Genomic DNA, 21,624 nt, shown 5'->3' with positions numbered 1-21,624 from the left:
CGCGGCTGAAAGTGCCTGTTGAGCGTCAGGCCGCGAAGCGATCGATCACCTCGGCCAGCGGGACCTGGCCGAGGCAAGCGCCCGAACCCGCTGGGTCTTCGCCATCCTCGATCGCAAGGGCGTAACGCACGACCGGATCGGCTTCGATGCGGCGGCGCAACGCCGCCAGTTTGGGATAGGCAGCTCCATCAACCGCCTGGTGGAACTCCGCCCAGCGCGCCACGCCGATCAGCGTGGTATCGGCCAGTGTCAGCCGATCGCCGACGAGAAAGTCCGCGTCGATGATCATCTCTTCGAGGCGGTCATGGCGCTCGGTGACCGCCTTGCGGCCGAACTCGCGCAAGGTCGCTTTCAACTCCGGTTCGTCGGCCGCCATTTCCAATGCCACCCAGAGCGGGCTGAAGGCAGCGGTGAAACCGGTGTTCACGAAGGCCATCAGCTGGTGCATGCGGTCGGCTTCCGGTGAACGCGGGTCGAAGCTGACGCGACGTTGCGTGTCGCGGGCCTCTAGCCAGGCAGCGATGGCCATGGTCTCGGTGAGCACTTTGCCTTCGTTGGTGATCAAGACCGGTGTTTCCTGACGGCCGTTGATGCTGGCATAGGCGTCGTTCTTCATCTCGGCCAACATGTCGACACGACACAGACGATAGGGTTGCCCGACGCGTTCAAAAGCAGCGACGAGCCCCATCGAACTTCCCGCCGGGAAGCCATAAAGGAGGATAGATTCCATTTGTTTTTCTTCCATGATTTAGGGGATCACGCCGCGCAGCGAAACTTGACCCTAAACGCTGGTCGCCCCATGTAAATTACGCACAATTCTGTAACCAGGGCTGGCCCATGAAAGACGTCGTCTCACGCTGTCCGATCGAAGAGACCATGCGGGTGCTCAACGGTCGCTGGCCGACGTTGCTGCTCTACTATCTCAAAGACGGCACCAAGCGCTTCAGCGACCTGAGGCGCGACAACCCAACCGTGTCGCACCGCATTCTGGCGCTGGAACTGCGCAAGCTGGAGGAAGCCGGGATTGTGCGGCGAACGGCGCATGCGGGCTATCCGCTGCGCGTCGACTACGATCTTACGGCGCCCGGCCGCGAGCTTGTGCCGCTGATCGATGCGCTTGGCGCCTGGTGGGGCCACACCGAAGACGAGCGGATAGGCCAAGTTTCTCTGACCCAAGAAGCCCATCTCGGCGCGGCTGCCTAGTCGCAACCACGATTACTCCGGCAAATTGAAAACCGCCTCGATGTGATGGCCGTCCGGGTCGACAACAAAGGCGGCATAGTAATTCGGGCCGTAGTCGGGCCGCAGGCCGGGCGCACCGTTGTCGCGACCGCCATGGGCAAGCGCGGCCACATGGAATTGCGTGATGCTTCCACGGTCAGGGGCGGCGAAGGCCAGATGGAAACCGGAACCGGGCGGACGCTGGCCTTTCGGGCGCAGTTTGATCGCCAGCTTGTCGCCGCCGCCGGAAGGGCCGTAACCGACGGCCTGGTCGGGTTCGCCAGGTTCGAGGTCTTCCCAGACCCTGATATAGCCGAGCGGCGCAAGAGCTACATCGTAGAAGGCAGCCGAGCGCCCGATATCGGAAACGCCGAAGGAGACGTGGTGCAGCACTTTCGGACCTCCTGCTGGTGTTTTTCGAATCGGCTTGGATGTGGCGATTTTCATCGCCCTGCCCGGCAAAAGCCACGATCGCCATTATCTCAGGCGGGCATGACCATTGTAAAAATCGAAAACCACCAGATTCCGAACTTGAACAGACGCCTGCTGCTGAAAGGCGCCGGCCTCGCCGCATTGGCCGGGCTTGCTGCTTGCAGCACCGTTTCACTGCCCACCGGCGAAGGCGCCGGCGCCTCATCGTCCGCCGCCGGCACGCTGGCCAGCATCCGCGCCTCCGCAGGGCTCGGACCGCTTGCCCCCGACCGACAGCTCGAACAGGCGGCGCTGCAGCAGGCCAGCTTCATGGCGCGGCGTCGCCGCATGAGCCACACCACCGGCTGGGGCAAGGACTTTGCCTCGCGTGTCAAGGACAATGGCATTTCCGGCGCAGCTGCCGAAAACATCGCTGAGGGCCGCTTCGACCAGCAAAAACTGTTCGACATCTGGATGCATTCGGCCGGCCACCGCCGCAACATGCTCGACCCGCGCTTCACCCGCTTTGGCCTCGCCTATGTCAGGGACGGCCAGGACAGCGCCATCCGCTACTGGAGCCTTGTGCTGGGAAAGTAGCAGCAAGCAAGCGGCGGCGATGTTCGTCGCGTTGCAGATCGTCGACGACCGCCGGTTGACCAGTCCGTCAATCCTGGTGCGAGAGCAATTTCTCGATGTCGCGCGCCGGGATCGGTTTGCTGAAAAGATTGCCCTGCATTTCGTCGCAATTGTTCCGGCGCAAGAAGGCGACCTGCTCGTCCGTTTCGACGCCTTCGGCAAGGACCCTCAGATTGAGCTTTTGACCCAACGAGATCACCGCGCTGGTGACAGCCTGATCGTCCTCGTCGGTGGCGAGATCGTTTATGAAGGACTTGTCGATCTTCAGCCGCTCGACCGGAAAGGTCTTGAGCGCACTGAGGCTGGAATAACCCGTGCCGAAATCGTCGATCGAGATCTGAACGCCCAGCTCTTGCAGCCCGTTCATGGTTGCGACCGCTAGGTCAAAGTCCTGCATGATAAGGCTCTCGGTCACTTCGAGTTCGAGATATCTGGCCTCCAGGCCGCTTTCCTTCAAAGCATTGACGACACGGCTGATCAGGGTCTTCTCCCTGAACTGTCTCGCCGACACATTCACGCAGACGGTCATGGGCGGCAGGCCAGCATGCTGCCATGTCTTGTTCTGCCGACAGGCCTCATGAAGAACCCAGTCGCCGATCGGCACGATCAAGCCTGTCTCCTCGGCAGTCGGAATGAAGGTCAGCGGCGCTACCATGCCTCGCGTCGGATGGTTCCAGCGTATCAACGCTTCGACGGCGACGACCCGCCCTGATCGGAGATCGACTTGCGGCTGATAGTGCAGGGTAAATTCCGAACGCGCGAGCGCGTTTCGCAATTCGTCCTGAAGCAGGAGTTTTTCATGTGCCCTCGAGTTGAATTCGGGAGCGTAAAACTGGAAATTGTCGCGGCCGATTTCTTTCGCGCGATACATGGCTGCATCGGCATTGGCGAGCAGTGTGTCCGGGCTCGCCCCGTCCTTGGGATAGTTGGCGATGCCGATACTGGCCGTCGTTCTCAGGCGATGCTCTCCGATATGAACCGGCTCGGCAATCGCCTCCCGGATCGTTTGCAGCGCCTCCGAAACAAGATCGATGTTGGCGGGCTGGTCGAACAGAACGATGACAAATTCGTCGCCGCCGAGCCGCACCACGGTATCGGTCGCCTTTACGCATTCAACCATACGACTGGCGACAGTCTTCAGCAGTTCGTCGCCGGCATTGTGGCCAAGCGTGTCGTTCACCAGTTTGAAATTGTCCAGATCGATGAACACCACCGTCACCCAGCGGCCGTATCGTTGCGCATACAGGACCGCTTGTGAGAGCCGGTCCTCCAGCAAGGCGCGATTGGGAAGCCCGGTCAGCACGTCATGGTTGGCCATGAAGTGGATTTGATCTTCAGCCAGTTTGCGTTCGATCGCGATCCCGGCGATGTGCGTCGTGAATTCTATCAGACGGGTCTCGGCCTCGACCGGCTCACGCACGGTCATCGAATACATGGCAAAGGCGCCCAGGACGACGCCTTGGTGCGACAGGATCGGGGTCGACCAGCACGAACGATAGCCATGGGGCGCCACCAGTTCGAGGTAATCCTCCCAGAGGGGATCCTGCATGATATCAGCGACCATCACCGGTTCTCGCCGGAAGACGGCGGTTCCGCACGACCCCACCTTGGGACCGATAGCGACCCCATCGATGGCGCTCGTATAGGCTTTCGCCAGGCTCGGCGCCGCACCGTGGCGCAAATGGATGCCGTCCTTGTCGAGCAGCAAGACGGAACCGAATATCCCCTTTAGCTGGGCCTCGACGAAGCGCATGAGACGGTCGAGCACGTCCTCCAGCGGGGCGCTCGTGGCGATCATTTCGAGTATCTGCGCCTGCCCGTCGCGAAGGACATCCGCCTGCTTGCGGGCCGTGATGTCGTGGGCGATGCCAACCAGGCCGAAGATCTCATTTTGACGATTGCGCAACGGCACCTTGGTCGACGACAGCCATTTGACGACACCCGACGCATCGACAACAAACTCCTCCGCGTCGATCATCGGTTGCCCGCTGCGCAGGACCCTCTCCTCGATCTGGCGAAATTTCTCCGCAACCTCCGGAGGATGGAGGTCGAAATCGGTCAAGCCGATCATGTCGCTGGTCTTGTCATAGCCACTGTCGGTCGCAAGGGCGCTGTTGACCACGACGAAGCGGCTTTCGGTATCCTTGACCCAAAGATAGTCGGGCACCCAGTCGATCAGCGCTTGCAGCGAGATGCGCTCGTCGACGATCTGGCGATTGAGGGTGAGTTCGGTAATGTCCTCATGCGTGGCCACCCAGCTGCCATCGGGCATCGGCTGGTTGCGGATCTGGATTGTCCGTCCGTCGGCAAGTTTGGCGGTCCAGAGCCGCGAAGCCTTGCCCGAATTGTTCGCCCGGGCCGTTGCGAGGTAGGTGTCGGCATCCAGCGCCGCGGTGCCGGCGACAACGCGTCTGTCGACGATTTCGCGCAGTGTCGTGCCAGGCCGTAATTCCTCGGGCGCAATGCGGTAGATTTCCGCATAGCGACGATTACTCAGGATCAGCCGTTCATTGGCATCGAAAAAACAGATGCCTTGCGAAATGTTATCGACCACCGTCTCGAATCGCAGCGCCTGTCCCTCGAGCGTTGCGATCGCAGCGCGAAGCTCGCGCTCGAGTGTGTCATTGGAGGCAGCCGCGAGTTTCGCCAACGTGGCCAGACTGGCGGGCTCTCGCGCATCGGCGGGTTTCCTGGATGATTTTGTGACCAAACAGACCTCCTCCAGTTTGGCGCATGGAACTAAGCAGAAAGGACCCTCCTGTCATCCGACAGTCGGTTCATAGTGTTACTTATGTACTAATAGCAGATAAACTGGATCGAGGTCAGAAGCGACGGCGGCTGGTTGCCTCCAGCAAAGCCGTCTTCAATCTGCTATTGTAGTAGCAGAATCGATATTCTTCGACATCTGGAGAATTTGGCGATCATCCAGCAAGCGCCTCGGCCTTACATGTCTGCAGGCGCATCCGCGATAGCGTGATCTGCTACCGCAAATATCGGCGCTCGTTCAATCCATATGCGCGGCAGGCGCTCCGCCGGCGGCCGGACCAGCCTTCGGCTTGCGCAGCAGGAACACGAACGGCACGGCAAGCAGTGTCATCATCATCAACAGCTTGAAGTCATTGACGTAAGAGATCATCATCGCTTGGATATTGACCAGCCCGTCCACTTGCGAAAGCGCCGTTGGGTCGCCGCCTGCGGCTGCCGGCGAAGCCGCCCAGAGGTTAGGGTTGAACGGGTTGATGAAGGCCGAAAGCTCGGCATGGTTGATCTGCGTGTTGCGCACCAGCAGAACCGTCACGACCGATACGCCGATCGATGAGCCGAGATTGCGCACCAGGCTGAACAAGGCGGTGGCATCGGTGCGGTAGCGCGGGTCAAGCGTGGCGAAGGCCACGGTCGACAGCGGCACGAACACCATACCCATTCCCAGGCCCTGGATGATGCCGGAGCTGAGGATCAGCCAGTTGTCCATCTGCGGGGTGAAGCTGGCCATGGTGTAGAGCGACTGCGCGGTGAGCAGAAAGCCGATGACGACGAGGATCCTGGCATCGACCTTGCTCATCAGCCGCCCGACGACGAGCATCGAAATCATCGTGCCAACGCCGCGGGGGCCGATGACGACGCCGATGGTCATGGTCGGATAGCCGAAGATGGTCGCCAGCATTGGCGGCAGCAGCGACATCGAGGCCAGGATAAGCACACCCATGACGAAGATGAACGCCAGCCCGGTCACGAAATTGCGGTCGAAGAATATTTTGGGGTCGATGAACGGGCGCTCCGCCGTCACCGTGTGAATGATGAACACCCAGAAGCCGGTTATCGAAAGACCGAGCTCGATCCAGATCTCGACCGAGGAAAACCAGTCGACCTCGCCGCCGCGATCCAGCATCAGCTGCAGCGCGCCGACGCCGAGCGAAAGCATGGCGAAGCCGAAGAAATCGAAGCTGCGCACCCGCCGGGCAACCGCCGGCAGATAGGCGGCCATGCCGAGGAAGGCTGCGATGCCGACCGGCAGGTTGATGAAGAAGACCCAACGCCAGTTGAAATTCTCGGTCAGCCAGCCACCGAGCGTCGGGCCCAGGATCGGCCCCAGCATGATGCCGGCTCCCCAGATGGCCATCGCCTGGCCGTGGCGTTCCCTGGGGTTGATGTCGAGCAGGAAGGTCTGCGACAACGGCACGATCGCGGCGCCGAAAACGCCTTGCATCAGCCGGAACAGCACTATGGTCTCAAGGCTCCACGCCAGACCGCACAGCATCGAGAAGATGGTGAAGCCGACCACCGCCGTCAGGAACAGTTCCTTGCGGCCGTACCGATCGGCCAGCCAGCCGGTCACCGGCGTCATGATCGCCGCGGCAACGATGTAGGACGTCAGCACCCAGTTGATGTTGTCCGGAGAGGCGCCGAGATCGCCGGTCATGGTCGGCAGCGCAACATTGGCGATCGTGGTGTCGAGCGCCTGCATGACCGTCGCCAGCATGAGCGCAACCGTGATCAGGCCTCGGTGCGGCACTTCCTTGAAGGGTTCTGGCGTGCTCATGATGCGGAACTTCCGACAGGTAACAAAAACGTGTACACTAGGTTTCCGGGCGGCGAGGCCTTCCAAGTGGAAAGACACTCATCGCGGTGGGACGCGACTATCGATGTGGGGGTTACATCGACCGAACGTCTCGACACATCAGGCATCTGCCGCCCGGAAACCTGAGGACCGAAGAGCCCTGTGTCGAGTCGTTCAGGTTTCGATCAGGCCGCAATGTGGCCCGGTCCAACCCCAACCCCTCGCACACCTCCCATCGGACCAATCCTGTCATCTGCATTCACCCCGTCTGTACGGCGAGTGCTGGCGTTCGTCCTTGGCCATGAGTTTTGCCGAACACCGATTTTCACTTTTCGGTATCACGGTCCATTCACGGTCTATTGAGCCTCGCCAGCCGTGGCGTGGCCAAGGATACTTGGAAGCCCGCGCGAAACGCCGGTGTCGACCGTGACCGAGGCGCTCATGCCGGTGCGCAGCGCCATTTTGGCGTCGGCATCGGTCAGTTCCAGGCGCACCGGAATGCGCTGCGTGACCTTGACCCAGTTGCCGGTGGCATTCTGGGCGGGCAGCAGCGAAAACTCGGCCCCGGTGCCGGCGCCGATCGCCTTGACCGTGGCTTCGAAGGTCCTGCCCGGATAGGTGTCGACGACGATCTCGGCCTTCTGGCCTGTTTTCATGTGGGTGAGCTGGGTTTCCTTGAAATTGGCGTCGATCCAGGTGTCGCCGGTCTCGACCAGTGCAAACAGCGGCGTGCCCGAACCGACATACTGGCCGACCTTGAACGAGGAGGCCTGGCTGACGACGCCGTCAGCCGGCGCCTTGACCGTGGTCTGCGCCAGATCGTAGGCGGCCTTGTCGCGCGCGGCGAGTGCGGCCATCACCGTCGGGTGCTTGTCGGTCTCGATGTCGGGATTGCCGGCAAGTGCCGCCTTGGCGCTGATGATGCCTTGCTGGGCCACTGCCAGCTGCATCTTGGCCTTGTCGAGGTCGTTCTTGGCCTGATCCAGCGCCGACTTGGTGTTGATGCCCTTCTGGGCAAGGTCGGCGGCGCGGTCATATTGCGACTGCGCGTAGTCGACTTCGCTGGTGGCGGACTTTTCCTGTGCTGTTGCCTGGCTGTAGGCGGCGCGCAGCTGCTCGATGCCGACCCGTGCGACCGCAACCGCCGCGTCGGCCTGGGCCAGCGCGATCCGGTAAGGTTCCGGGTCGATGGCAAACAGCACGTCGCCCTGCTTGACCAATTGGTTGTCGGCGATATCGACCTGAACGATGCGGCCAGCCGTATCCGAGGCGATCGACACCTTGGCCTGCTGCAGATTGGCGTTCTCGGTCTCCTGGTAGCGGCCACCGGTCACCCAGACGTAAGCGCCGCCGGCGATCAGCGCCGCAGGCAGTGCAAACATCAAAAGGAAACGACCGGAGCGGCGCTTCTTCTTCGGCGCCACTGGCGCCGGCTGAATCGGGGGAGCAACCGTCACCGCCGGCTGCGCCGGCGCTTCGGCGACCGGCTGCGCGGCCGCCGCCATTTCCAACCTGGTTGCGTTCTCGTCTACCTTGGCCACCGCGTTCATGCTGCTGCGCCTTTCGCATTCTCAATTTTGTCGCCGGACGCCGTCTCGGCAACCGCAAGGTTCTCGGCCATCGCCTCGAGCGCCTTGATCAGGACGCGGCGATGCTCCAGCGAAACGCCGGTCAGTGATTGTTCATAGACTTCGCCGGCTAGGCTCTTGATCTCGGCATAGGCTTCGCTTGCCTTGGCGGTCGGAAAGATCATGCGGACGCGGCGGTCGGTGGCGTCGGAACGGCGCTCGATCCAGCCGCCCTCCTCCATACGATCGACAAGGCGCGAAACGCTGATCGGCTCGATTTCAAGCAGTTCGGCGAGCCGGGCCTGCGAAATACCCTCTTCCTTGGCAACGCGGACCATAAGCCGCCATTGCGCTGAAGACAGGCCAAGCCCACTGGCGCGCGTCTCGAAGCGCTTGCGCATCAAACGCTGCACGTCGTGGATCAAAAAGCCCAATCTGTCGATGCCGTCGGAAACCATGAGCGGGATATATAATGAGCGTGCTTACTATTCAAGATGCGGCATTGCACCAGAGGCTCAAATAATCGTGTAGCAGCCATCGAAGGCGGACATGGTTAGCGATTTCTGAAGGCCGGGTCGTGTGATGAGACGAACGAAATTGACCGCGGCAAGGGTCGTGCGTTCAATTGAACGCGAGTGCCCGCACAGGCATGTTTCCATACAGTACCGTTAGTTCAGTGGATTGAGTCGGGAGGACGCGAAACCAATGGTCGATATCTGGCGCGTGGGGATCGTGCCTGAACCAATCCACCGGGTTCTTGACCCGCAAGGCCTCGACAAAGGCAGCGTTGTCTGGCTGCCCGACCAGGGCTCGTTCCGCTTTATCGCCGACCCGTTCGGCCTTCAGCACGGCGATCTCTTCACGGTGCTTGTCGAATTCTATGACTACCGGGTGAAGCGCGGCGAAATCCACTACTACAGCTACGACGCGGCCTGGGCGCTGAAGGGGCATGGCGTCGCGCTGAAGCAGGATTTCCATCTGTCCTACCCGCAGCTTATCCAGTCGAACGGCGACATCTTCATGCTGCCGGAGGCCTATCAAAGCGGGCGCCTGACGCTCTACAGGGCGGTCGATTTCCCCCGGAAATGGCAGCCCGTCGACGTCCTCCTGAACGCACCGGCGGTCGATGCAACCATCGTTTATCACCAGCAGCGCTGGTGGATGTTCCATGCCTTGTATGGGCCCGACAGCAGGGACCTGCGCGAGATGCATGTCGCCTTTGCCGATGCGCTGACCGGCCCCTGGCAAAACCACCCACAAAACCCGGTACGCACCGGCCTCAACTCATCTCGCCCCGGCGGCTCGCCATTCGTGCACCTTGGGCAACTCTATCTGCCGGCGCAGGACTGCATGACCGGCTATGGCACGGGTCTCAATCTGCTGCGCATCGACCGACTGAGCCCCGACGACTTCGCGGCCAGCATCGTCAAACGCCTGTCGCCCGAGGGCTGGCTCGATGGCCACGCGGACGGGTTTCATACGCTGTCGGACGGCGGCGCCGTCACCCTGATGGACGTCAAGGGCATCAGGCGTTCGCCGATGCGCCACGTGATAAAGCTGCAGCATTGGTTGCGGCAGCGTGGAATGGGCTCGCGCCGGAGGTAGAAGATAGCGAAGGCGTCAGGGCGGGCTGGCACTACGTCTGCCGGGAGCCAGAATCTTGACGGCGCAGGCACGCCAGTCTCTTGTCCCAACGGGCTCGGGCGACGGAAGAGGTGCCACCATGGAAAAGATCATTCTCGACTGCGACCCCGGGCATGATGACGCCATCGCCATCCTGCTCGCGGCAGGCAATCCGAAGATCGACCTCCTCGGCATCACCACGGTTTCGGGCAACCACAATGTCGAGAACACCACGCGCAATGCGCTTTCGGTCTGCACCGCCTATGGCATCAAGGTGCCGGTGGCAAAAGGCTCTCCAGGACCGCTCCTCATCGACCAGGTGCTGGCCGTCGAGATCCATGGCGAAACCGGGCTCGACGGCCCCGTGCTGCCGCCCGCCTCGTTCGAGCTCGACAAGCGGCATGCCGTCGACTTCATCATCGACACGGTGATGGCGCATGAGCCGAAGACGGTCACGCTGGTGCCGGTCGGTCCCTACACCAACATCGCGCTTGCCGTGCGCAAGGACCCGCGCATCGTCAGCCGAGTGAAGCGGGTCGTCGCGATGGGCGGCGCCTACACGCGTGGCAACATCACGCCGGCGGCGGAGTTCAACATCTATGGCGACCCAGAGGCCGCCGACGTGGTGTTCCGCGCCGCTTGGGACGTCACCATGGTGGGGCTCGACCTGACGCACCAGGCGCTGGCCACGCCGGACCTGCAGGACAGGGTGCGGGCCGTCGGCGGCCCGATGGCCAAGTTCATTCTCGACATCTGGGAGTTCATAGCGACCACGCATGGCGGCCTGCTGCAGATCGAGTATCCCGCCATCCATGACGCATGCTGCGTGGCAGCAATGATCGATCCAAGCGTCTTCACCACGGAGAAGGCCGATATCCGCGTCGAGCTTGCCGGCCGCTGGACCAAGGGCATGACCGTCTGCAATTTCGAGAAGATGGGCGGCATGCACCATTTCGGCGGCACGGCGAGCGAGCAGACCGACTTCCGCCACACCGTGGCGATGAAGCTCGACCATCCAAAATTCTGTGATCTGATCGTGGATGCGCTGGAGCGGTTGGTGAAGGCCAAGGGGTGACCCGCCATCGGCGTCCGCCTGTGTGGCTATGGACGAATCCAATCATGCGCAATATGGATGGGGATATGGTCTGCCGTGGCGCTTCGCGCTGAGGCAGGCGACGTTCGATCAATGACGCTGCGCCGGGCGCCTTTCGATATGACGCCGCCCTGCAAAAGTGTCGACACCGGGGGATCTGGTCATGACCGACAATAAGCCGACCGTAGACGTTACCAAGGACTGGCAAGCATCGCAGGGCCAGAAGTCCGGCGCCTCGCGCCTGCGCCTCTTCGCCGTGCTGGCGTGGATCGTTGCCATTGGCGGCGAGATCGCCGGGATCGTCTTGCTCCGCCAACACAAATTCGACCACGGAAACCTGCCGCTGCTGATCGGCATTCTGGTCGGGATCGCGATTTTCGCCATCGCCGGCAATCTGCTGTGGAAGGCGGCCAACCGGCAGGACCCTGCCCGCGCCTCCGAGACATTCAGGTTCTTCGTCCAGAACCAGCTCGGCGCGATCATCACGCTGATTGCCTTCCTGCCGCTGGTTATCCTGATCTTCACCGACAAGAACATGGACCCGAACACCAAGAAGGTTGCCGGCGGCGTCGGCGCTGTGCTGGCCGTGCTGGCGACGGTGATCGGGGTCAGCTTCCAGCCGCCATCGGTCGAGCAGTATACCCAGGACATGAACGCGTGCGCGTCCCAGATCAAGGCGGGACAGCCGACCACAGCCTGTTCGCCCGAGGTCGCCGCCCAGGCGCAGGCGATCGCTACCGACTCCACCACCGTGGCCGACGCGACGAAGGATGCGGCACACCCCAATGGCCAGGATATCGTCTACTGGATCGCGCCGGAAAACGGCGCCGCCAAGTCCGAGACGGAGCACGTCTTCCACCTCTGCGCGGCCGTCAGCCCGCTGAAGGACAAGACCGTGAACAGCGGCTCGGTGACGGAGGCCTACGCCCAGAACGCCATCCGCATCACCAAGCAGATCGAGATGGAACAGAAGCAGTGCGGGTTCACGACGGCGGCGGCACCCGCGGCAGCGGCACCCGCGGCAGCGCCAGCGGCACCCGCGCCGGCGCCGGCGCCATAAATCCGATGGCGTTCTGGCGCGCCCGGCTGGGCGCGCCCGCAGCATGGCGGCAAAGGCGGTCTGGGCTTTGCCAGCTCACCGCAGCGGCGGAGGAACCCGGCCTATAGCTTTCTGAAAAAGCCGGACAGAATGTTCGGCCCCGCCTCGCCCGGCCGCAGCCGGATCCCGTCCTCGAATCCATTCAGCGTCACGCATTCGAAGCCGTTGTCAGCCAGCAGCGCCACGAGCGATTGACGGTCGAAATGGTGCAGATGCTCGTTGGGCAGACGCATGCGCCACGTCCGGAACCAGGCGTCGCCATCGGCGCCGAGCTCACGCCAGCGGCAATAAGGGACGGCGATGGCCAAATGGCGGGCCTGAAGGCGGGCGAGAAAACCCAGGTCCGGGATGTGCTCGAGCACGTCGAACATGGCGACGAGATCCCAGGAGCCGGCGAGCGCCTCCTCCCAATCGACAAAGCGGACGCCCTCGGGCAGCGGAAACCTGGTGATGTCGCAGCCGGCGCAGTCGGCAACCCCGGTAATCTTGGCGGCTTCGACGAAGGTGCCGGTGCCATAGCCAATCTCCAGCACCGACCGCGGTATTTCGCCGGTGATCCCCAGCACCCAGCCAAGCCGCTGATATCCGAGCTTGATGGTCCGGTCGCTCAGATCCTCGTAGTAGGAAATGTATTGCTTGTCGTAGGTGATCGGCGTGGCGTCGATCTGGTGGATCACGCCGAATTGGTCGAGTTCGTAGTTGTCTAGCATCGGCGTGCGCCCCCCGGGATTGCGGATCTTTTACAGGGCGGAGCTAAACGCGAGGTAAGCGGCCAGGGCGCACGCCACTGTCCGGATCTCGCCGCCTCTGCCCTGCGGTGGACTTCCGTCAATCGTAGGCGAATGGCCGCATTGCCAACCCTGCCATCCTGCGAAAGTCCGCCCCTGCCCCCTCCAGGTCTTGACGAAAATCAGCCCACCTGTTTGAGACTCTGGGGCAAATGGGCATCTGCTCCGTTGGAGATGAGCAAGCGGTGGGCAAACAGTGAAGCGCGTTCTTCGAATGCTTGCCGCTGTCATCGTTGCCTCCGCGGCGACCGGCTGCACAAGCGTTTCCTACTACGCGCAGTCGGTGGAAGGTCATGTGCAGATCATGGCCGCGCGGAAAAATGTCGGAAGGCTCATCCATGATACGTCGACGCCAAAGGCCTTGCGCGCCAAGCTGACGTCGGCGAGCGCCATACGTCGGTTTGCCACGGATGAACTGGCGCTGCCCGATAACAGCAGCTACCGCAGCTATGTCGACATCCATCGGGACGCCGTCACCTGGGCCGTTTTCGCCGCGCCGCAGTTCTCGCTCGCACCGATAACATGGTGCTTTCCGGTCTTCGGCTGCGTCCCGTACCGGGGTTATTTTTCCCCGAAATCAGCCGCTGAAAGCGTTGCCGAACTCAAGGCGCAGGGGCTGGACGTCTACGTCTCGGGCGTCACCGCCTATTCCACGCTGGGCTGGTCCAGCGACCCGCTGCTCAGCACCATGCTTCGCCAGGACGACACCTATATCGCCAGCCTCATTTTCCATGAGCTGGCACATCAGAAAATCTATGTGAACAACGATTCCGCGTTCAACGAGGCTTTCGCGGTTTCGGTCGAAACCAGCGGCGTCAGGAAATGGCTGCGCGCCACTGGCAATCGCGCCGGATTGCGCCGCTACGAAACGAACCGCAAGCGCAGCGCAGATTTTCTCGACCTGATTGCGAAAACCCGGGACGAGTTGCGGCAGGTCTATGGAAGTCCGCGGACCCCGGAGCAGATGGCGGCCGCCAAGGCAGCCTCGATCGACAGGCTGCGGATGCGCTACCGGCAGATGCGCGACAAAAGCTGGGCCGGATACCGGGGATACGACGCCTGGTTCGATGCCCCGATCAACAACGCAAAGCTCGCCGCGACTGCTGTTTACGGTGAACAGGTTCCGGCCTTCCTTCACTTGTTCGACCTGTGTTCGGGCGATTATCCAAGGTTTTACGCTTCCGTTCGACGGATCGCGGATTTGCCCGAACCTTCCCGTGCCGAAGCACTTAAGGCTGCCGATACGTGTGGTTGACTTCACGCACGAGGGCCCGGTTGCCGGTTGAGTATCTAATCTCTGTAGCGCAACTCCTAGAAGAGGTTATATCCGGCAAATGGCTCGCACCAATCTTTGAGCGCTGACCAGCTTACCGCGTTCAATATGGGGGTCGCAATTCCCGTATGACACGGGGCTTCTCACAGCGGTTCTTGCTCTATGCTATCATGCCCCAATGGACTCCGAGACGTTCGGCCCGTTCGCCTTCAACCGCGGCAAGGGAACGCTGGCGCGGGAGGGTAAATATATCCCGCTGGGAAGCCGCAGCACGGCGCTTCTGATTGTGCTGCTCGATGCTCATGGCTCGGTCGTTTCCAAGGGCGAACTGATGGAGCGTGTCTGGCCGGGGGCGACCGTCGAGGAAGGCAACCTTACTGTGCAGGTGGCGGCCCTCCGCAAGGTGCTCGGCCAGCGCGCCGACAACAGCGACTGGATCGCCACCGTTGCAAGGATCGGTTACCGGCTTTGGGCCGAGGACGCCGAAGCGCCGCGAGAAGCGTCGTCCCCGCTTCCCTCGCTGGCGGTGTTGCCGTTTCACAACCTCAGCGGCGAGCACGCCCAGGATTACTTCGCCGACGGGATCGTTGACGACCTCATCACCGCCCTGAGCCGGTTCAAGACCTTTGCCGTGATCTCGCGCAACTCGTCATTCGTCTACAAGGGGCGGGCGGTGGACGTTCGCGAGATCGGCCGCGAGCTCGGCGTCCGCTACCTTCTTGAAGGCAGCATACGGCGGTCGGGCAACCGGTTGCGGGTCACGGCCCAACTGGTGGACGCGGCGACCGCGGCGCACCTTTGGGCGCAGAATTACGACGGTGCCCTCGAGGATGTCTTCGACATGCAGGATCGCATCACCGAGAGTGTCGTCTCGATCGTCGAGCCGATGGTCAAGCGCGCCGAGATCGAACGCACCCGTTTGAAGCCGCCGACCAGTCTCGATGCCTACGACCTTTACCTTGAGGCCATGGCGTTGGTCCTGAAGACTGAGCCCGGCGCCACACTGCGCGCCATCGAGCTGATCGAGCGTTCGCTGGCACTCGACCCCAACTTCCCGCCCGCGATCGCCATTGCAACGATCGCCTACACCTCGCTCTACGACCGGCAAATGCCGGGGGCGACCGAGGAAACGCGGCGCAAGGGTCTCGACTATGCCCGAGTTGCGCTGGCCGTCGCCGGCAGCGACGCCCATATCCGCGTAACCGGCGGAATATCGGTCATCATGCTCGGGGGCGAATATGAGTCCGGGCTGGCCGCGATTCGCCAGGCGACTGCCGAGAATCCCAACAGCGTCCACGTTCTTGGCTATGCCGGAGTGGGGGCGCTGTGGGCCGGCAAGGTCGAGGAGGCGGAAGGGTATCTCCTGCGGGCGATACGGCTCAATCCCAACGACTTGGTCAGCCACTGGTCGCTGACGCGATTGGCCCATATTCGTATCCTTCAGGGCCGTTTCGAGGAGGCGCTCGACTGGGCGAGCCGGGCGTATGCCGTGTCGCCCAGCAACGCGATCACCCATTCCATGCTGGTGGCCGCCAACGCGTTCCTCGGGAGGCTCGATGAAGCCGCCCGCTGGGCGGAAGCGCTCCGCAAGGTGTCACCCGAGACCACCTTCGCGAACATCCGCCGCGGCCATCAGATGATGCGGGACCAGCGCCAGGTCGAAGTGGTGATCGAAGGGTTGCGATTGGCGGGGATGCTCGAGGACGAGGCCCGCTAGGCGGCCGCACAGCTTCAAGACAGGCGCCCAGCCCTGATTTGGACCGCTTAGGATCATTTAGGAACATTTGGGACCCAAGACCACGACCTGCCGTGGCCATGGGCCCAATCTCCTCCTCAACGCCCAAAGGGCAAACAGGAGGAGAAGCAAATGTCCGTTCAACTGTTTGGGGCAGACATAGCCCCGGCGCCGAACGCCGGGCACCGGGGGCTCGCGGCGATCGCCAAGATGGTCTCCGTTGTCGTGGATGTCGTGCACAGGATCGCCGGCGAGGTCGTCTACACGCTCCGCGAAGATTTCCGTCACGGCCAGATATCGCGCGACCCGAAAGACTGGGAGCGCTGAGGCGCCACGACGAGAAGAGCTAGCCGCATTGGAGTTCCGCTTTTGTGGCGAAAATACTCCGAGCGGCCGAGATGCGGCGCAGTGCCGACGTCCAGATGGCGAACCGCCGGACCGGCCCGGGAACTCCCAAACGCGTGGCTCTACTCGCCCGAAAAGGTCACGCTCACGCCGCGCTGCCGGAAATACGCCTGCATCAGCTTGCGGCCCTGGCGGTTGTTCTGCACCAGTTTGGTCGGATCGAACACCGCCTGCTTTATGCCTTCCCGTGCCAGCGCCGCCTTGAGCGTCGCGATATGCGCGTCGATGTCGGCATTGTCCGCCCGCAGCGAGGCATAGATATTTTCGATAGCCTGGGCCACGGTCGGTTCGCTCACTTTTATCGTCCTTTGGTTGATCGAGCGGCGGCTTAACACAGATTCGCCGATACGCGATACCGATGAGACCGTCAGCACAGCGCCAAAACAAACAAGGCCCCGGAAGGGGCCTTGCGTATCAATTTCCGTGGCGGGCTTCTGCCCGCCCCTCACTTGCCCATCAGCTGCTTGGCATTCTCGGCCGTGATCGCGGTCGTTTCCACCGTCACCGTCGTATCGACGGAGGTGGCGCAGTCGAGCAGGATCTTCTTCGACATCTCGATCGCTTCCTTGGCACCTGTCGGATAGGTGAAGGTCGCGGCCCAGTCGCCCTTGGCGACCGCCTCGATGCCGCCGGCCGGGCCCGGCAAGCCATCGGTGCCGATGATCTTGACGTCCTTGCCCGCGCCCTTGGCGGCAAGCAACGCACCGGCGGCCATCATGTCGTTGGAGGCATAGAGCACTTTGATGTCGGGGTGCGCCTGCAGCATGGCGGCAAAGGCGGTCTGGGCTTTGTCCGGCACCCAGTCGGCGGCCTGCTCGGCGACGACCTGGATCTTGGCGTTTTCCTTGACGCCGTCCTTGAAGCCGTTGAGGCGTTCCACCGCCGGCGTCGAGCTCGGCAAGCCTTCCAGCACCGCCGTCTCGCCGCCATCGGGCAGCAAGGTCTTGGCGGTGTATTTGCCCGCTTCCAGGGCGATCTTGTAGTTGTCGCCACCGATGAACGCGGTGTAGTCCTTGCCGGGATCGCCGACCGTCTTGCGGTCGAGTTCGATGACCGGAATGCCGGCATCCATGGCGCGCTTCACCGCCGGCGTCAGCGGCGCCGCCTCGAAGGGCGAGATCAACAGGATATCGACCTTCTGGGTGATGAAATTGTCGACCTGCGAGGTCTGCGTGTTGACGTTGCCGGCGCCGTCGGCGATCTGCAGCGTGAAACCAGGCACTTCCTTGGCTGCCGCCTCCAGCTCGTCATTGACGTGCTGGCGGTAGGGTTCGGCATTGTTGGCCTGCGAAAAGCCGATGATGAACTGGCCGTCCTTGGCGCAGGCTTTCACCAGCGGCTCGGCGGCATAGGCAGTGCCGGCAATGCACAGGCCAGCGCCTGCCAGAAGCACGGCCTTGAGGGTCGACCCTCTATTAATCGTCTTCATACTCACTCTCCTCCTCGTCGGGCCGGGGGCCAGACCTTGGTTGCACAGTCTTCCACTTGTCTGCCGTCTTCCTCCTAACGACCCAAACCCTCGCGGCGGCGAACGAGGGATTGAAGCACTGCCGCCAGGACGATGATCGCGGCGGTCGCGAGCAGCTGCATGGCGGGCGTGATGTTGTTGAGCTGCAGGATGTTGGCGAGCGCGCCCAGCATGATGGTGCCGGCGACGGTGCCGACCATCGAGCCGGCGCCGCCGAACAGGCTGGTGCCGCCGATGACCACGGCGGCGATGGCGGTGAGCTCATAACCCATGCCGTCATTGGCGCTGCCGAAATTGAACTGGCCAGCATGCACGATGCCGGCAAGGGCGGCGGCAAAGCCGGTGATGGCATAGACCGAAATCTTCACCATCGAGACCGGCACGCCGGAAATGCGCGCGGCGCGCTCATTGCCGCCGACGGCAAAGACGTAGCGGCCAAAGCGCGTGGTGTTGAGCACGATGGTGGCTACAGCGGCAAAGACGACGAAGACGAGCGTGGCCACCGGCACGGTGTTGTTGAACAGGCGCTCGCCCAGCACGGCAAACACCGGCGGCGCCAGGCCGGGCCCGTCGCCGTAGGAAATGTTGATGTACTGATTGCCGGAGACCACCAGCGCCAGGCCGCGCGCGGCCTGCAGGCCGGCCAGCGTGACGATGAATGGCTCCAGCCGGAAGCGGGTGGAGATGGTGCCCTGGATGGCGCCGAAGACGATGCCCATGACCAGCACCGCGAGGATGGTGGGAACCAGCCCGAATCCGCCCGAGATCATCATCGATGCGGTGACGACGCTGGACAGGCCAAGCACGGCGCCGACCGACAGGTCGATGCCGGCGGTGATGATGACGAAGGTCATGCCGATGGCGATGATGCCGGTCTCCGACACGGCGCGCACGATGTTGGCGATGTTGTCGGGGTTGAGGAACAGGATCTCGCCGTGGCGGCGCGGCGAGAAGATGATGCCGCCGATCGCCACCAGCACCAGGCCGATCAGGCTCTGGAAGCGCACGATCAAGGCGAGCGGATCGCGATGCTTTGGCGCTGCCGCCGGCACCGCCGGGCTCGCTGCCACCGAAATCTTATCCTCCGCCATCAGGCCTCCCTGCCATTTGCCGCGGCCAGCACTGTGTGCTCGTCGACGCCGCCGATGAATTCCGCCACATTGCGCCCCTGGCGCAGCACCACGATGCGGTCGCACAGACCGATCAGTTCCGGCATCTCGCTGGACGCGACGAGGATGCCGAGGCCCTGCGCGGCGAGCGCCCGCAGGCGTGCGTAGATTTCGCCCTTGGCGCCGACATCGACACCGCGCGTCGGCTCGTCGAGCAGCAAGAGCCGCGGATTGCCGAGGATCTCCTTGGCCAGCACCACCTTTTGCTGGTTGCCGCCCGAAAGCGCCCCGACGGCGATGTCGGGATTCTTCGGCCTGATGTCGAACTGGCCGAAGGATTGCTTGACCGCGTCCGCCTGCCGGCGCGCCGACATCAGCCCGAAGGGCGAGATTCTTGAAATGACCGACATGACCAGATTGAGGCCGACCGCCATGCGCAGCATCAGGCCGCTGCCACGGCGGTCGTCGGTGACGAAGGCAATGCCGGCGGCGCGCGCCGCCTTGATCGAATCCAGTTTCACCGGGCGGCCGTCGACGGCGACCTCTCCTTGCCAGCGGCCGGACAGGCCGGTGCCGTAGAGCGCGCTGAGCAGTTCGGTGCGCCCTGCCCCCATGATGCCGGCAAGGCCGACGATCTCGCCCGCATGCACGTCGAGCGACACCCCTGTCGGCGCCTGCCAGCCGGCGCTTTCGCGCGACAGATGAAAGCTGGCGTCGCGCAGATGCAGCAGCGCCCGGCCGGCCGCCTTGGCGCGTGCGGGATAGAGCTCGTCCAGCGGGCGCCCGACCAGCAGCCGGACCAGCTCGGCCTGCGGCGCATGCGGCTCGGTGATGCCGGCAACGCGGCCGTCGCGCATCACCGTCACCCGGTCGGCGATCTGCGGCACCTCTTCGAGGCGGTGTGAGATGTAGACGATGCCGACGCCGCTGGCGGCGAGCTTGCGAATGATGTCGAACAGCCGCTCGACCTCGCCCACAGTCAACGCTGCCGTCGGCTCGTCCATGATCAGCACGCGGGAGGCGTAGGACAGCGCCTTGACGATCGCCACCACCTGGCGCTGGCCGATCGACAGGTCGGCGACCATCGCGGCCGGATCGATGGCAAGCTCGATGGCTTCAAGCCGCTTGCGGGCCTCGCTGCGCATTTTCGGCACATCGAGGAAGCCGCCCGGCCGCATCAGCTCGCGGCCGAGAAAGAGATTGGCCGCCACGTCGAGCGTCGGCACCAGATCGAGCTCCTGGAAGATGGTGGCGATGCCGGCGGCTTGCGCTTCGCGCGGGGTGTTGAGGTGCACCTGCTTGCCGTCGATGCGGATTTCGCCCTCGTCTGGCGTGTAGACACCCGACAACAGGTTCATCAAGGTCGACTTGCCGGCGCCGTTCTCGCCAAGCAGCGCGTGGATCTCGCCCGCCTTGAGGTCGAAATCGACGCCGCGCAGCGCCTGCACGCCGCCGAAGCGTTTGACGGCGCCGGTGACTGACAGCAGCGGCGCGCTCATATTGACCTCATGGGGGCCGGCCTCCCGCAGGATTCGCGGGCGTGCAGCGTCGCCTGCAGCCGAACCGCCTGCGGCTGCAGACCGCTGGAGGCGATGCGGGCGCAAAGCAAGGCCGCCGCCTGCCGGCCGATTTCGGTGCAGGGCTGCGCGACAAGGGTCAGCCGCGGCTCGAAGCAGTCGGCCCATTCGAAATCGTCGAAGCCGGCCAGCGAGAGATCCCCCGGTATCGAGAGGCCCTTTTCGCGGATCGCCCGCACCGCTCCGATCGTCGTCATGTTGTTGCCGGTGACCAATGCCGTGGGTGGCGAAGGCAGTGACAGAATGGCGTGTGTCGATGCCGTCGCGCTCGCCGTGTCGACGTTCTCGGGGGAGAGATAGTGCGGCAGCACGGCAAGTCCATTGGCGGCGAGCGAGGCCTGGAACGCCTCGATGCGTTCGCGCGTCGTCGCCAGGCCCGGCTGGCCCGCGATATAGCCGATGCGCTTGTGGCCGAAGGAGGCGACGTGATCGATCAGGGCCCGCATCGACGACTGGTTCTCGACGCCGATCTGGTCGAAACGGTCGTCGGCGAAACGGTCGATCAGCACGCAGGGCAGCTTTTTTTCGGCGAGATAGTCGATCGCCCGCTGCGGCGAACCCGACGGCGCCAGGATGACGCCGTCGACCCGGCGTTGGTGAAAGGCGCGCACCACCGAAAGCTCGCGGTCGGGATCCTCCTGCGTATCGGAGAGGAACACCATCAGGCCAAGGCGGGCGCATTCGGCCTCCACCGCGCAGATGATGTCGGTGAAATAGGGATTGGAAATCGCCGAGATCGCCAGGCCGACGCTGTTGGTCGAGGCCACTTTAAGGGAACGCGCCAACTCATTGGGTTGATAGCCCATCGCGGCGATCGCGTCATTGATCAGCCGCGCCTTCTCCGGCGAGACAAAGCGGGTGCGGTTGATGACATGCGAGACGGTCGAGACCGACACGCCGGCGCGACGCGCGACCTCAGCCATTGTCGGCATGGCAGCCCAAACAGAGTGCTGGCAAGCGCTCCTCCCTGACGATGCGTTTCCGGTCCGCTCTCATTGGTTCTGGCGGATTTTGGTGGACCATAGTGTCATCGAAACGTTTGCGCAATCGCTTCGATGAT

At 63.1% G+C, this 21,624-nt stretch carries 20 protein-coding genes; 8 read left to right on the top strand and 12 right to left on the bottom strand.

The window, feature by feature from the left end; all coding sequences use genetic code 11:
• Positions 1-25: 25 nt before the first annotated feature.
• Positions 26-730: a glutathione S-transferase family protein gene (locus tag AC1DX6_RS21850; RefSeq protein ID WP_477317134.1), complete on the bottom strand. Its 705-nt coding sequence runs from the start codon at positions 728-730 to the stop codon at positions 26-28.
• 107 nt (positions 731-837) lie between these two features.
• On the opposite strand from AC1DX6_RS21850, the gene AC1DX6_RS21845 reads away from it, so the two are divergent.
• On the top strand, positions 838-1,203 hold the full coding sequence (locus AC1DX6_RS21845) for a winged helix-turn-helix transcriptional regulator (RefSeq protein WP_477317132.1): 366 nt from the start codon (positions 838-840) through the stop codon (positions 1,201-1,203).
• Between the two features lie 12 nt (positions 1,204-1,215).
• Here the strand turns inward: AC1DX6_RS21845 and AC1DX6_RS21840 are convergent, their stop codons facing one another.
• Positions 1,216-1,614 carry a VOC family protein gene (locus tag AC1DX6_RS21840; protein ID WP_477317130.1) on the bottom strand — a complete coding sequence of 133 codons (399 nt, stop codon included), beginning with the start codon at positions 1,612-1,614 and terminating at the stop codon, positions 1,216-1,218.
• Between the two features lie 99 nt (positions 1,615-1,713).
• Between AC1DX6_RS21840 and AC1DX6_RS21835 the strand changes: the two genes are divergently transcribed.
• Positions 1,714-2,229, top strand: a complete 516-nt coding sequence (locus AC1DX6_RS21835) for a CAP domain-containing protein (RefSeq protein ID WP_477317128.1) — start codon at positions 1,714-1,716, stop codon at positions 2,227-2,229.
• A gap of 67 nt (positions 2,230-2,296) precedes the next feature.
• Here AC1DX6_RS21835 and AC1DX6_RS21830 read toward each other — a convergent pair whose 3' ends face one another.
• From AC1DX6_RS21830 to AC1DX6_RS21815, 4 genes are all read right to left on the bottom strand, one after another.
• Positions 2,297-4,978, bottom strand: coding sequence for an EAL domain-containing protein (locus AC1DX6_RS21830; RefSeq protein WP_477317126.1), 2,682 nt, complete (start codon positions 4,976-4,978; stop codon positions 2,297-2,299).
• A gap of 294 nt (positions 4,979-5,272) precedes the next feature.
• Positions 5,273-6,808 carry a DHA2 family efflux MFS transporter permease subunit gene (locus tag AC1DX6_RS21825; protein ID WP_477317124.1) on the bottom strand — a complete coding sequence of 512 codons (1,536 nt, stop codon included), beginning with the start codon at positions 6,806-6,808 and terminating at the stop codon, positions 5,273-5,275.
• Positions 6,809-7,182: 374 nt separating this feature from the next.
• Positions 7,183-8,376: an HlyD family secretion protein gene (locus tag AC1DX6_RS21820; protein WP_477317122.1), complete on the bottom strand. Its 1,194-nt coding sequence runs from the start codon at positions 8,374-8,376 to the stop codon at positions 7,183-7,185.
• Positions 8,373-8,852 carry a MarR family winged helix-turn-helix transcriptional regulator gene (locus AC1DX6_RS21815; RefSeq protein ID WP_477317120.1) on the bottom strand — a complete coding sequence of 160 codons (480 nt, stop codon included), beginning with the start codon at positions 8,850-8,852 and terminating at the stop codon, positions 8,373-8,375. Before AC1DX6_RS21815 ends, AC1DX6_RS21820 begins: the two co-directional genes overlap by 4 nt.
• A 247-nt stretch (positions 8,853-9,099) precedes the next feature.
• On the opposite strand from AC1DX6_RS21815, the gene AC1DX6_RS21810 reads away from it, so the two are divergent.
• The 3 genes from AC1DX6_RS21810 to AC1DX6_RS21800 all read left to right on the top strand — a co-directional run bounded on the left by AC1DX6_RS21810 (position 9,100) and on the right by AC1DX6_RS21800 (position 12,170).
• Complete coding sequence (locus AC1DX6_RS21810) at positions 9,100-9,999, top strand: glucosamine inositolphosphorylceramide transferase family protein (protein WP_477317118.1); 900 nt, start codon at positions 9,100-9,102, stop codon at positions 9,997-9,999.
• Positions 10,000-10,117: 118 nt separating this feature from the next.
• Positions 10,118-11,092, top strand: a complete 975-nt coding sequence (locus AC1DX6_RS21805) for a nucleoside hydrolase (RefSeq protein WP_477317116.1) — start codon at positions 10,118-10,120, stop codon at positions 11,090-11,092.
• 181 nt (positions 11,093-11,273) lie between these two features.
• Entirely contained in the window at positions 11,274-12,170 is an 897-nt protein-coding gene (locus AC1DX6_RS21800; protein ID WP_477317114.1) for a hypothetical protein, read from the top strand.
• Between the two features lie 101 nt (positions 12,171-12,271).
• On the opposite strand, the gene AC1DX6_RS21795 is transcribed toward AC1DX6_RS21800, so the two are convergent.
• Complete coding sequence (locus AC1DX6_RS21795; protein ID WP_477317112.1) at positions 12,272-12,886, bottom strand: class I SAM-dependent methyltransferase; 615 nt, start codon at positions 12,884-12,886, stop codon at positions 12,272-12,274.
• Between the two features lie 325 nt (positions 12,887-13,211).
• Here AC1DX6_RS21795 and AC1DX6_RS21790 point away from each other — a divergent pair, with 325 nt between their 5' ends.
• From AC1DX6_RS21790 to AC1DX6_RS21780, 3 genes are all read left to right on the top strand, one after another.
• Entirely contained in the window at positions 13,212-14,252 is a 1,041-nt protein-coding gene (locus tag AC1DX6_RS21790) for an aminopeptidase (protein WP_477317110.1), read from the top strand.
• 196 nt (positions 14,253-14,448) lie between these two features.
• Positions 14,449-15,987: a winged helix-turn-helix domain-containing protein gene (locus AC1DX6_RS21785; protein WP_477317108.1), complete on the top strand. Its 1,539-nt coding sequence runs from the start codon at positions 14,449-14,451 to the stop codon at positions 15,985-15,987.
• A gap of 150 nt (positions 15,988-16,137) precedes the next feature.
• Positions 16,138-16,332, top strand: coding sequence for a hypothetical protein (locus AC1DX6_RS21780; protein ID WP_477317106.1), 195 nt, complete (start codon positions 16,138-16,140; stop codon positions 16,330-16,332).
• A 140-nt stretch (positions 16,333-16,472) separates the two neighbouring features.
• On the opposite strand, the gene AC1DX6_RS21775 is transcribed toward AC1DX6_RS21780, so the two are convergent.
• The 5 genes from AC1DX6_RS21775 to AC1DX6_RS21755 all read right to left on the bottom strand — a co-directional run bounded on the left by AC1DX6_RS21775 (position 16,473) and on the right by AC1DX6_RS21755 (position 21,496).
• The gene (locus AC1DX6_RS21775; protein WP_477317104.1) at positions 16,473-16,706 is read right to left on the bottom strand and encodes a hypothetical protein; all 234 of its coding nucleotides are present in this window, start codon (positions 16,704-16,706) and stop codon (positions 16,473-16,475) included.
• Positions 16,707-16,855: 149 nt separating this feature from the next.
• Entirely contained in the window at positions 16,856-17,839 is a 984-nt protein-coding gene (locus tag AC1DX6_RS21770; protein WP_477317102.1) for a substrate-binding domain-containing protein, read from the bottom strand.
• Between the two features lie 74 nt (positions 17,840-17,913).
• Complete coding sequence (locus tag AC1DX6_RS21765) at positions 17,914-18,969, bottom strand: ABC transporter permease (protein WP_477317100.1); 1,056 nt, start codon at positions 18,967-18,969, stop codon at positions 17,914-17,916.
• On the bottom strand, positions 18,969-20,486 hold the full coding sequence (locus tag AC1DX6_RS21760; RefSeq protein WP_477317098.1) for a sugar ABC transporter ATP-binding protein: 1,518 nt from the start codon (positions 20,484-20,486) through the stop codon (positions 18,969-18,971). Before AC1DX6_RS21760 ends, AC1DX6_RS21765 begins: the two co-directional genes overlap by 1 nt.
• A complete protein-coding gene (locus AC1DX6_RS21755) occupies positions 20,483-21,496 on the bottom strand; it encodes a LacI family DNA-binding transcriptional regulator (RefSeq protein ID WP_477317096.1) in 1,014 nt (337 codons plus the stop codon). The genes AC1DX6_RS21760 and AC1DX6_RS21755 overlap by 4 nt, the downstream gene beginning before the upstream one ends.
• Positions 21,497-21,624: the final 128 nt, after the last annotated feature.

This window comes from Mesorhizobium sp. P2_C4 (assembly GCF_056404575.1).
The sequence above is the reverse complement of the archived record's forward strand: the minus strand, read 5'-3'. Positions and strand labels throughout refer to the sequence as shown.

Excerpts from the sequence above, each read along its gene's own strand:
- AC1DX6_RS21755 (WP_477317096.1), bottom strand. The coding sequence starts at position 21,496 with ATGCCGACAATGGCTGAGGTCGCGCGTCGCGCCGGCGTGTCGGTCTCG.
- AC1DX6_RS21810 (WP_477317118.1), top strand. The coding sequence starts at position 9,100 with ATGGTCGATATCTGGCGCGTGGGGATCGTGCCTGAACCAATCCACCGG.
- AC1DX6_RS21835 (WP_477317128.1), top strand. The coding sequence starts at position 1,714 with ATGACCATTGTAAAAATCGAAAACCACCAGATTCCGAACTTGAACAGA.
- AC1DX6_RS21820 (WP_477317122.1), bottom strand. The coding sequence starts at position 8,376 with ATGAACGCGGTGGCCAAGGTAGACGAGAACGCAACCAGGTTGGAAATG.
- AC1DX6_RS21825 (WP_477317124.1), bottom strand. The coding sequence starts at position 6,808 with ATGAGCACGCCAGAACCCTTCAAGGAAGTGCCGCACCGAGGCCTGATC.
- AC1DX6_RS21805 (WP_477317116.1), top strand. The coding sequence starts at position 10,118 with ATGGAAAAGATCATTCTCGACTGCGACCCCGGGCATGATGACGCCATC.
- AC1DX6_RS21765 (WP_477317100.1), bottom strand. The coding sequence starts at position 18,969 with ATGGCGGAGGATAAGATTTCGGTGGCAGCGAGCCCGGCGGTGCCGGCG.
- AC1DX6_RS21845 (WP_477317132.1), top strand. The coding sequence starts at position 838 with ATGAAAGACGTCGTCTCACGCTGTCCGATCGAAGAGACCATGCGGGTG.
- AC1DX6_RS21850 (WP_477317134.1), bottom strand. The coding sequence starts at position 730 with ATGGAATCTATCCTCCTTTATGGCTTCCCGGCGGGAAGTTCGATGGGG.
- AC1DX6_RS21800 (WP_477317114.1), top strand. The coding sequence starts at position 11,274 with ATGACCGACAATAAGCCGACCGTAGACGTTACCAAGGACTGGCAAGCA.
- AC1DX6_RS21785 (WP_477317108.1), top strand. The coding sequence starts at position 14,449 with ATGGACTCCGAGACGTTCGGCCCGTTCGCCTTCAACCGCGGCAAGGGA.
- AC1DX6_RS21815 (WP_477317120.1), bottom strand. The coding sequence starts at position 8,852 with ATGGTTTCCGACGGCATCGACAGATTGGGCTTTTTGATCCACGACGTG.
- AC1DX6_RS21770 (WP_477317102.1), bottom strand. The coding sequence starts at position 17,839 with ATGAAGACGATTAATAGAGGGTCGACCCTCAAGGCCGTGCTTCTGGCA.
- AC1DX6_RS21780 (WP_477317106.1), top strand. The coding sequence starts at position 16,138 with ATGTCCGTTCAACTGTTTGGGGCAGACATAGCCCCGGCGCCGAACGCC.
- AC1DX6_RS21790 (WP_477317110.1), top strand. The coding sequence starts at position 13,212 with ATGCTTGCCGCTGTCATCGTTGCCTCCGCGGCGACCGGCTGCACAAGC.
- AC1DX6_RS21760 (WP_477317098.1), bottom strand. The coding sequence starts at position 20,486 with ATGAGCGCGCCGCTGCTGTCAGTCACCGGCGCCGTCAAACGCTTCGGC.